Genomic DNA, 10633 nt, shown 5'->3' with positions numbered 1-10633 from the left:
GAGGTTGTTTAAGTTTTTTTTTGCTGGTAAAAAATGATACTTTTTTGACTTAATCAAGGTTAAAAAAGTGAAATTTTGCGAGCAAAATGAGCCTTTTTTAAACGAAGAGTAATTTAAAAAGGTGCATTTTAAGCCCAAATCAAAAAACTTAAACAACCTCTAAGACTTGTATACCAAAAAAGTGCAGTCACTTTAAAGATATACTAAGGTACTTTTTTATAAACAACCCCGAATAAACAATAATACTAAATTATAATGCCAATATATAAAGTAAGTGATATAAAAACAAAAAATTATTAGTTCACTATTATATATTTTGATATTACAACATTTCTAATTTACTGACTTTGTTTAAATTTTGACATATATCTTTAAAAATTACGGCTTTTTTTGAAAGCCTTTTCTGGTCATTTCACCCCAACCTTTAGTTCCTCTAATTTTCTCCATATATCCAACTAAAGCTGCATAAACGGCCAGAGGATGGAAATAAATTGGCTCAACTAATGCTCCAACTAGAAGTTTTATAAAATCATTTACTTTGATATATTTATGAAAAGTTAGCTCTTCGCTTAGTAATGCAAGTATTGAAAACATCACAGCAAAAAAGTAAACAAACAAAAGAAGTAGGATGAAAAAATGCCAATTTAGGATTCCAAAAGCTATGAATAAAAGTGTTATCAATAAGCCAATTACTTCAATAAAAGGAGCTAAAAATTCAAAAAAAGTCCAATAAGGAACACTTAATAAACCTAATAATTTGTACTTTGGATTGAGAAACATCTTACGATGAATCCACAAAGTTTCAATTGTTCCTCTCATCCATCTGCTTCTTTGTTTTTTAAAAATATTAAAGCTTTCGGGTGCTTCAGTCCAACACAATGGATCAGGAATGTAGCTAACGGTATAAGGAATCTTTTTTTCGTGCATAGAGCGTCTCATACGAACTACTAATTCCATATCTTCTCCAACAGTTTTTGTATTGTATCCACCTGCCATTAGAGCAACTTCTTTATCAAATGCACCAAATGCACCACTAATCAATAGTAAACCGTCGAGTCTTTCCCATGCCATCCTTCCTAAAAGAAATGCCCTAAGATACTCCAATACTTGGATTCTTGGCAGCATTTTATCTGGTATATTTACTTCAATTAATCGACCATCTTTTATTATACATTGATTTGCAATTCTAATAACTCCCCCCGTGGCAATTACCCGTTTTCGAGTTGATTCTAAAAAAGGCTTTGCCAACTTCAATAAGGCATCTTTGTCTAAAATACAATCAACATCAATGCATACCACATAAGGATTTTGAGCAATATTTATGCCAACATTTAAAGCGTCAGCTTTACCTCCATTTTCTTTATCTACGACAATCAGTTTTTTAAATGCTGAGTTTTTTGATTGATATATTTCTTTAATTTCCTTAGTCGCAATTTTATTTTGGTATTCTAACACTACTGGTATTAAATCGTAAGTATTAATTAAAATTTCCATGGAATTATCCTTACTCCCATCATTTATTACAATAACTTGATAGTTATTGTAATTTAGCGATAACAGCGATTTTACATTTTCTTCAATTGTCAATCCTTCATTGTAAGCAGGGGCAATGAGCGAAAGGTAAGGGGCAAATTCACTCGACAATAGAACCTCATAATTAACAAAACTATTTTTTTTTAAATAATCATTTAATTCTCTGGCGGAGAGGTAAGCAAGAAATAGATAAGATGTCATAATCAGAATGGCATAAAATAATATCAAAGTCAGATATACTTCAACAAACATCGATATTCCGCTATTATTAAACATTATTTCTCTGATTTACTGTGAGTTGTTAAAGCCTTAATTACATGATAAGCCTCATTTCTAATCGAATCACTGGCAGTATTGCTTATCAACTGCTGCACAAAAGTAGTATTTTGAGATAATTGAAGAGTTTGGATAATTTTTAATCCAAGACTAACAACCGATAAGTTTTGCGAGGTTAATAACAGTTCAATTCCGCTTGTGTCTTCAATATTGCCCTGTTTAATTGCATCAATAATATTTAATTGTGTCCAATTGTCAAATCTATATCTATGTTTGATCAAGTGAATAATTCCATTAGTTCCGTTTAGCTTAACACAAGCGTTGAGTGCCGTAATTGTAAGTATTCTATTATTAGATTTTGAAATTTTTACTAATACATCAAACGCATTTGATACATTCATTTCGGCTAATTCCTTTATTCCTTTACATTTTATTTCCCATTTCCTATTTTTGAGTTTATTGAATGAATCGGTTCTCAATTTGGATTCAAAATAAAATTGCTCTAATTTTTTGGCGTAATTGCCTTCATAATTTTGATGAAGATTTATTACTAAATTCATCAACTGAGTTCTGAATAAAGTGTTTTTATTCAAAATACCATATTCTTTAGAGGTTGAATAAGTGATGTCATCAAATAGAATTTGCATTAACATTTTTTCAATAAACAAATTGTATCTATTTTCTAATTTTTGATTACGTATTTTTATAAATCGACTAATTATTATAAATACAAAAAATACAATGGAAACTGTTATAAAAAAGACAATTGAATAGACTAAAAACGGTTCTATCCAAGTTTTGCTTGTGTATAATTGCCTCAATTCATCCATCAGAATCGTTTAGTAAGAATTATTTGTGATTTAAATTTATGTCTATATGTCGTTGGCATATATTCTTCATATTCGTAGAGAAATTCTGGACGAATTAAAAAAGACTCTTTAATACGAAGTTGATATTAGACTTGTTGCAATGGGCGTTTCGATTTATAAAATCAAGTCATTTTTGCTTGATTTAGGCTTAAATTTGAGTTCGTTGTGAAGCTACGGACGAGAATTTAAACGAAGAGCAATCGGAAAGCCGATGCCGTAAAAAAAGGCTATTTTAAAACGAATAATCTTCCATTGCAACAAGTCTATATAAATACCGACTCTAAAAACATTTTAAGGCTCTTTCATATTACTGTAAATGATCTTATTATTTTCACTTAGTTTCACTTTATGTTTAGTAATCTATTCATTCTGACGAGTAATACAGACGGGCTAATCGGTTTAGCAATAAATTCATTCGCTCCAATATTAAAGGAATCTAATTCGGTTTGTTCAACATTTGACGAAGTAAAAATAATAATAGGAGTTTTGAGATGAAGATTATTTCTTACAAATTGAGTAATTTCCATTCCACTAATTCCAGGCATATTAATGTCTGTTAAAATTATTTCGTATTGATTTTGTATTATCGCATCAAGAGCTTCCTTTCCATTGGAAAATTGGTCGACAATAAATCCTTTCGATTCTAAGAAAAATGACAATGATTTTCTCAGCAATTGGTTATCTTCAGACAGAAGGATTTTCATTTTTAAATATGTTTAACTGTTATTTAAAATAACTAAATTAGCCATTCTAATTGTGGGATTTATAAAAACAATGTTAAGGTATCAGTTACTTTTTTTAATTCATTTTTAAAATTAACGAATTCATCCATTGATTCACTACTTATGGTTGAATTAATAGCTTTTTTTTCAATTTGCTCTAAAAGAGCAAATTCATCATCCAATCGAAACATTGTGAGCGATGATTTCATTTCGTGTGCTATACTCTTCAGTACAATATAATCTTTCTGGCGAATTGCATTTTCAAGTAAATTCAAATCCTTGGGTATTTTTGTTATGAATAACTCAAGCATTTCATTTCTAAAATCATTATTTCCTCCAGAAAGCTCATCCAAATAAGATAAATCAATATTTTTTTTATTCTGGGTTATTGCTAATATTTGTTCGTCATTAGATATTTCAAGCTGTTTTTTAGCATTTATCTCTATTACAGAATGAATTTCATTTAACAAATCTTGTTGCTTAAATGGCTTAGCAACGTAAGCATTCATGCCAATATCGAAACACTTTTGTTGCTCGCCCACTAATGAATGAGCCGTCATGGCAATAATAGGAATCTCATTCTTTAGTTCGTTTCGAATATAAATCGTTGTTTGATAACCATCCATTACTGGCATTTGGAGATCCATTAATATCAGATCGTATTTGTTTTTTATCAATAAATCTATCCCTTCTTGTCCATTATTGGCTATATCCAAGTCAAAACCAAAGTTTTGAATAACATTTTTGGCCAAATGCTGATTTAACTCATTGTCCTCACAAAGCAATATTGATAGTTTTTCAAGCGATTTCTTGTTTGAATTATTTCCCTCAATTATTTTTACTATTGATGAATCAACTTTTTTAAATTCTAAAGTAAAATAAAACTCTGAACCATATCCAAATTTACTTTTTACATAAATTTGCCCGTTTTGTAGTTCGACCAACTGCTTCACAATATTTAACCCTAGGCCTGTGCCACCAAATTTTCGGGTTGTACTTGTTTCTGCTTGAATAAATCTATCAAAAATCATACCCAATTTATCTTCAGGAATACCAATCCCGGTGTCTTTCACAGAAAACCTCAGCGTAACATCTCCATCTGTTTCTGCTATTTTTTTTACAGAAATAATTACTTCTCCTTCTTTTGTAAACTTTATTGCATTACCTGCTAAATTCGTCATTATTTGACTGATACGCCCTTTGTCGCCCACAACAAAGTCAGGCATTTCAGCGTCTAAAAATAAACTAAACTCCAAATCATTTTTAGATGCTTTTTCTTTTAGCAAATCATAAACGTGTTTTAATGTACTTTTAAGATTAAAAGGATGATACTCAATGAGTAATTGACCAGCCTCAATTTTTGATAAATCTAAAATATCATTAATGATAATCAGTAAGTTATCGCCAGCCGTTTGAATATTATTTACAAAATTTAACTGAGAGTCATTAAGTTTACTCTGACTGATTAGTTCAGTAAATCCGATAATTGCATTTAATGGCGTTCTGATTTCATGGCTCATATTTGCTAAGAAACTGTCTTTTGCATAAACCGCTTGTTCGGCAAGATTCTTAGCATTGATTAGTTCTAATTCTACTTGTTTTTTGATCGTATAATCTTCAGCTACTATTAAATAACCTAATACACGGTCTTCTGTATTCTTAATACAAGTAACACTCGACCAAACTGGAATCCGTTTTCCTGTTTTAGAAATGTAAGTCCATTCATTGGCATCTACGTTATTATTGTCCCTTGTCTTTATAACCAAAGTATCAAAGCCTACATCAACTTGTTCTCCTAATTCAAGCGTCAAAACTTCTGCTCGCTTAAAGACTTCGTCTGCATCGTAAAAACTAATTGGATTGATTTTACCGATTACTTCATCGGCTGTGTATTCAATCAAATTTAATCCCGCTTTATTTATTCTTCTAATTATTCCACTCGCATCTGTAAATATAACTGTGTATCCAACACCATTGAAGATATTAGTTTGTGTGGTAATTAAATTTGAAATACTCAAATCTTTTTTCTTTTTCTCGGTTATATCAGACTCAATCGCAATGAAATTGATTAATTCGTCCTTGTCGTTAAATACAGGGCTGATGTTAATTTCAAGCCAATAGACTCTGCCAGCCTTACTCCTATTCTTAATTTCCCCCTTAAAAGATATTTGATTATTTAGTGCTTCTCTTATTTTTATAATTGTTTGGGGGTCTGTTTCTTCAAACTGGAGTAATTTACCTGCTTTTTCACCAATTGCTTCCTCCAAAGAATAGCCAGTCAATGTTTCAAATGGCTGGTTAACCCATTGAATTATTCTGTGTTTATCAGTTATTAAGATGATATTATCGCAACCTTTTGCCACCAATGAGAGCTGTCTATTTTCTTCGGTTATTTTTTTACTTATAGTCGTATCCCGTGCAATTGCATACAATAAGCCCGTTTCTTGGTCAGGAGAGGCATTCCAGTCTAATAATTTATACCCGCCATTTTTGCACTTAAATCTCGTTTCGAAGTTAACTGAGGTATTTCCTTGAGCTAATTTTTCAATTTCTTTTCTGGTTTTGTAAACATCTTCTTCATGGATAAAATTAAAAAATGGTTCGCTCAATAATTCTTCCTGAGAAAAACCCAATTCTTTTGAAAAGGTCGGGCTTATTTTTTCGAAAAACCCAGCGGTATTGGCCACGCACAAAAAATCTTGGGACAGGTCAAAAAACTGTTTTATTGTATTTTCCTCCTGTTTTTGTTTGGTAATATCTCGTTGAATTGATACATATCTCACGGGCATTCCTTTTTTGTCTAAAAATGGAATTATGGTGATATCAACCCAATAAAAAGTACCGTCTTTTGCTTTGTTTTTTACCTCATTTTTCCAAATTAATCCCGAAGTGATAACTTTCCATAAATCAGCAAAAAATGCTTTCGAATGAAACTCTGAGTTTAATATTCTAATGTCTTGTGCAATTAATTCTACTTTTGAATATTTAGAAATATTGCAAGTAGCCTCGTTCACAAAATTGATTATTCCTTTTTCGTCAGTAATGATAGTACTCGAAGTTTCGTCTAAAGCTAACTTGTAACTATTTAATTCAAGCGTAATTGTTTCTAATGTCTTCTTTGCTAATTTTTCGACCTCACTCTGTAAGTCAATATTTTTTTTTCTTAACTCTAATTGAGTAATCACATGTTTGGAAAGAATAGAAAGAGCAGTTTTCTGCTCTTCATCCAGTTTTTTTGAAACCCGGTCTAATACACACAAAGTACCAATATTATAACCTTCGGGCGTGGTTAGCGGTGCCCCCGTATAAAAACGAATATTTTCAGAACCCGTTACAAGAGGATTATCTTTAAAGTTATCATTTTCAAGAGCATCAGGAATTTCAAGTATTTCCCCATCCATGATGGCATATTGACAAAAAGAAATTTCTCTGGGTGTTTCGGGCAAATCCAGGCCTATTCGAGATTTAAACCATTGTCTTTTATCATCAATGAGCGAGATTAAAGCAATAGGAACTTGACATATATAGGAGGCTAATTTAGTTATATTGTCAAAATCTTCTTCAAATGAAGTATCTAAAACATCATAACTTAATAATGCTTCGAGTCTTTCTTTTTCGTTGGCAGGTACTGGTAAGTTTTTTGTCATAATTGATAGCAAACATTATTAAAAGCTACAAATTTTGTGTAATGAGAGTGGATAAATTTACGTATCTATAATTAAATTGGTTTTTGAAAATTATTAATTTTCTTTATTGCACCAAACTTTCCTTAAACTTTATCTTCAGTGCATAATGTTAATTTCTCCACTCGCTATACTATTTATTTCTATTAGGTAAGTGATGGAATTTGTTTGATATTATCAATTATTGTAAACGGCTAATAGTCAACAAATTATAAAAAAATAGTTGTAAAAAACAAACGCTTCTTTGTATTTATAACAAATTTTTGTATCAAATGTTTATATTACTAAATTATTAAGTTATCGTACGTTAGAGCTTTTTTTTACGTAAAAACCTCCTATTAGCTTATGGTTTGACTAATGACTGGTCTAAAATAGACATCATTGACAATAATGTACCCCAATTTTAGGACGGGACATGTATAATAGAAAAGGGGTGATAAACATTTCAAAGTATTTATTAGGTTTCAAAACAAAGTCTGCTGCAATCTTTGTGTTTGGTCTGATGGTTTTGTAGGAAATCTAAAAGTCAAAAACACAGCCCAACTGATGAAAGGTATTGTATGATATGATTGTGAGATACAAAGCTGAGAAACAGCTTGTTGCCCTACAAAACCTACTTCATTATAGTTTATCTGAACATGAATTTGCAACCTTGATAGGAAGAGCAAAATTGTATCAATACCTTCCTTTGGTAGAAAAAAACAAATAGAGCCTTTGCTTTTTGGAGATGCCCAAATTGGAATGATAGCCAAAGACTATTATCAAGATAAGAGTTTCTGCCGTAGAGGTGATGGAAGTATTTGTCTTTGGAATGTTTATAATCTATTCACAGGGGCAAATAAACAAAGCTACATAGATACATTTCTGGATAGAGGTGTAAATGCTTTTGAGTTTGTGGAAAATTTAGCACATTCAATTGAGAGTAAAGCAAATAGTTGGTTTTTAAAATAATCACAAGGGGTTGTTAGCAATAACAGCCCCTTGTGATTTTATGATGATGGAAGATAAATTAGAGCCAAGAATAATCATTGACCCATTCTCTTTATTAGTAGTTACCTCCAGAGGAGAGTTAAGAAGAATCTATTGTCCATTCTTGGCAAGGTGTATGATTCCAATACAGAACCTACTCCAAAATGAAGCTTAGGTGATTGATATGGTCAAAACTGATATGAGTGAAAACATTACTTTCATAATTCAAGGGAAGCCATATTTCCATACCTATTTTAATATTTTACCTCAGTAATTACTGTAGGGGTTATGCTGTATTTTGTTGCCCACTTCTTTTGAGACAGTTTTACCCCTCCCAAAAAAACTCCTGAAAATGAATGTGGAAACTTTAAAAAATAGACTTTATTATGAAGAAAGATAGTTAAAGAAGTACTTTGGAGCTATAGATGTTGTGCAATTTGTTGTGCAACAAAATAAAAAAGCACCTAACTTTTTTGTTAAGTGCTTGATTATCAAGAGCCTCCAGTCGGGACTGACAAGATGCTTATAACTGCTTGATTACTACCACTATACCGTCTCTTGGTATGGCATCCGTGCTGAACTTTGGTTCTGAATACCCAAAAAAAATGGGGGTACTAAAACAAAGGGCTTTTTCAACACTTCATGAGACTTTCCCAAATCGACTTTGATTCCGTTATGGGCAATGATTGTCCAAAGTTTTCTATTTTCCTCCATTACTTCAAATACTTTGTCGAAGGTGAATACTGATTTTTGATTTTCAATATCAAAATTTACATTCGACATATTAGATTGACTTTTGATGTTTTCTTTGTAAAAATCATCTAAACTAACTCCAATAGCTTGACAATATTTATTTATTGTCTTCAATCCAATGTTTTCTCTATTGAAATCATTGTTAATAGCTTGTTTTGAAACACCTCGTACCTTTGCTATATCAACTTCTGACAGGTTTTTTTGTATGGAAAGTAGCCTTAATCGCTTTCCATGATGAAAATTAGTTTCCATAATGTTAAAATATTTAATTTGTTTACTTTATTTAGAACAAATACAAACTACACTAAATAAATATTATTTATATGTATTTAGTGTACTTTTGATTTTTAATTATTATATTTGTGTATCATTTACATAATAACACTAACAATTGCGTAAATGTTCAAATTTATACACAAAAAAACAAGTATTTAACTGTTAAATTTTTGTTAATGGAAAAAAAAATAAGTGAATTTGGGGTTTGGATAAATGATTTAAAACCATCCAAACAGCTTTGGGTTAAGGAACTTCTCTTGGAAGAAGGGAACATTAAAGATTATACCATTAGAGATTATAAAACAGGCAGAGTAAATGTTGCAAATAACTTAGCCCCTATTTTAAAATGGATAATTATTGAAGAAATCCCTTCAGCAAAAGCAATATTATTTCCCTAAGTGTAAACCCTAAAACTATGACAAACATTTACTATTCAAGCTCACAAGAAACCCTTATCATGTATCAAGATGGTAAGCTAATAAGAGTATCAAAAAAAGACAAACTGTATAGTGAGCAAGAAAGCAAAGAAACCGCAATCTTACGCTGGATTGATGATTCATTTGAACAAAAAGACCAACAATTTGCCGATGAATTTATTGAGGTGTTTTCAACAGCTATCAAGCCCAAGAGAAACATGATTGGTTGGTTGTTTTGTCAAAACCCTGACTATTTTCACTTGTCGGAGGCTTTCAAAGCCGAATTTGACAAACGAATGATTGATAAATATGGTAAAGAGGCATTAACCTCTCCTACCCAACCATTGAACGAGAATATTATATGGGATTTCAACGAAATGGTACAGTGGTACTCCGACCGTATTAGTTACCCTGAGTCATTACAAGCAGCATAAATACACAGCGGGTTGGAGCAGTTGGTAGCTCGTGAGTCTCATAATCTCAAGGTCGCAGGTTCGAGTCCTGTACCCGCAACAAAGTTAAAATAAGAGGGAATGGTTGTTTATTATTAGGAGATAATCTCAAACTACGTGGTGCAATTCGTGCCACTTAGTTTTCAGAATCAGTATAAAGTAAAGCAGGATTCTGAAAGCTATGAAAACTAACAGTGTATTGAGATTTTAATTTTGAAAATTTTAGAAGGTTGCAAGTACCTTATTTACTGCCGAAGGTTTCTTCGTATGTTTTGTCAAAATAAAACCAAATATACTATTATGTCGCATCTTGAAATCATTTTCGTCAGTGCAGTTGCCGTTTCATTATTTGCCATTGCCCTTTCGCTGGCATGGTACAATTACCTAAAACCAATGGTATTTAAGCTATTGAGCCAATTACTTTTGAAAAACACAAACGCATGGAAAACTCCAAAACTGACTTAAAAACGCCACGGTTTAGTCGTAAACAAAAAATGGTTGCTGGTGGCATTGGCATTTTGGCAATAAGTGCCGCCATTTATGGAGTTTCGGAGTATAAAAATACTCAAAAACCTACGCCTAAAGTAGCAGATTATGACCCAGAAGCCGAAGTAGGCATATAAATACCCATTACATCGCTTTGCTGTGACCTTAAAAGTATTGAATCCCAAAAACTATAAACGT

At 31.5% G+C, this 10633-nt stretch carries 10 protein-coding genes, 1 tRNA gene and 2 pseudogenes; 8 read left to right on the top strand and 5 right to left on the bottom strand.

Translation table 11 applies throughout. The features are described from left to right. Positions 1-378: 378 nt before the first annotated feature. The 4 genes from ACH2CJ_RS20185 to ACH2CJ_RS20170 all read right to left on the bottom strand — a co-directional run bounded on the left by ACH2CJ_RS20185 (position 379) and on the right by ACH2CJ_RS20170 (position 7047). Complete coding sequence (locus ACH2CJ_RS20185; RefSeq protein ID WP_394995912.1) at positions 379-1809, bottom strand: glycosyltransferase; 1431 nt, start codon at positions 1807-1809, stop codon at positions 379-381. Further along, positions 1809-2456: a hypothetical protein gene (locus ACH2CJ_RS20180; protein WP_394995910.1), complete on the bottom strand. Its 648-nt coding sequence runs from the start codon at positions 2454-2456 to the stop codon at positions 1809-1811. The genes ACH2CJ_RS20185 and ACH2CJ_RS20180 overlap by 1 nt, the downstream gene beginning before the upstream one ends. Positions 2457-3019: 563 nt before the next feature. Continuing rightward, positions 3020-3382 carry a response regulator transcription factor gene (locus tag ACH2CJ_RS20175; RefSeq protein ID WP_394995908.1) on the bottom strand — a complete coding sequence of 121 codons (363 nt, stop codon included), beginning with the start codon at positions 3380-3382 and terminating at the stop codon, positions 3020-3022. Positions 3383-3441: 59 nt separating this feature from the next. Further along, the gene (locus ACH2CJ_RS20170) at positions 3442-7047 is read right to left on the bottom strand and encodes a PAS domain S-box protein (RefSeq protein WP_394995905.1); all 3606 of its coding nucleotides are present in this window, start codon (positions 7045-7047) and stop codon (positions 3442-3444) included. Between the two features lie 477 nt (positions 7048-7524). Between ACH2CJ_RS20170 and ACH2CJ_RS20165 the strand changes: the two are divergent. The 3 genes and pseudogenes from ACH2CJ_RS20165 to ACH2CJ_RS20155 form a co-directional block, all read left to right on the top strand. Then, positions 7525-7647, top strand: a pseudogene (locus ACH2CJ_RS20165) (DUF3871 family protein); the annotation flags it as partial. Position 7648: 1 nt separating this feature from the next. Further along, positions 7649-8034: pseudogene (locus ACH2CJ_RS20160) on the top strand (DUF3871 family protein). Positions 8035-8044: 10 nt separating this feature from the next. Next, complete coding sequence (locus ACH2CJ_RS20155) at positions 8045-8227, top strand: hypothetical protein (RefSeq protein WP_394995903.1); 183 nt, start codon at positions 8045-8047, stop codon at positions 8225-8227. 371 nt (positions 8228-8598) lie between these two features. Here the strand turns inward: ACH2CJ_RS20155 and ACH2CJ_RS20150 are convergent, their stop codons facing one another. Then, positions 8599-9057 (bottom strand): helix-turn-helix transcriptional regulator, encoded by a 459-nt coding sequence (locus ACH2CJ_RS20150; RefSeq protein WP_394995900.1) that lies wholly within the window; start codon positions 9055-9057, stop codon positions 8599-8601. Between the two features lie 200 nt (positions 9058-9257). On the opposite strand from ACH2CJ_RS20150, the gene ACH2CJ_RS20145 reads away from it, so the two are divergent. From ACH2CJ_RS20145 to ACH2CJ_RS20125, 5 genes are all read left to right on the top strand, one after another. Then, on the top strand, positions 9258-9479 hold the full coding sequence (locus tag ACH2CJ_RS20145) for a hypothetical protein (protein ID WP_394995898.1): 222 nt from the start codon (positions 9258-9260) through the stop codon (positions 9477-9479). A gap of 17 nt (positions 9480-9496) precedes the next feature. Then, a complete protein-coding gene (locus ACH2CJ_RS20140) occupies positions 9497-9931 on the top strand; it encodes a hypothetical protein (protein ID WP_394995896.1) in 435 nt (144 codons plus the stop codon). Between the two features lie 6 nt (positions 9932-9937). After that, positions 9938-10010 (top strand) — tRNA-Met (locus ACH2CJ_RS20135). Positions 10011-10249: 239 nt separating this feature from the next. After that, a complete protein-coding gene (locus ACH2CJ_RS20130; RefSeq protein ID WP_394995893.1) occupies positions 10250-10414 on the top strand; it encodes a hypothetical protein in 165 nt (54 codons plus the stop codon). Beyond that, the gene (locus tag ACH2CJ_RS20125) at positions 10390-10572 is read left to right on the top strand and encodes a hypothetical protein (RefSeq protein WP_394995891.1); all 183 of its coding nucleotides are present in this window, start codon (positions 10390-10392) and stop codon (positions 10570-10572) included. Before ACH2CJ_RS20130 ends, ACH2CJ_RS20125 begins: the two co-directional genes overlap by 25 nt. Positions 10573-10633: the final 61 nt, after the last annotated feature.

This window comes from Emticicia sp., assembly GCF_043780375.1.
In the GTDB taxonomy this organism is placed as follows: domain Bacteria; phylum Bacteroidota; class Bacteroidia; order Cytophagales; family Spirosomataceae; genus Emticicia.
Note: the sequence above shows the minus strand (reverse complement) of the source record. Positions and strands in the feature narration are given on the sequence as shown.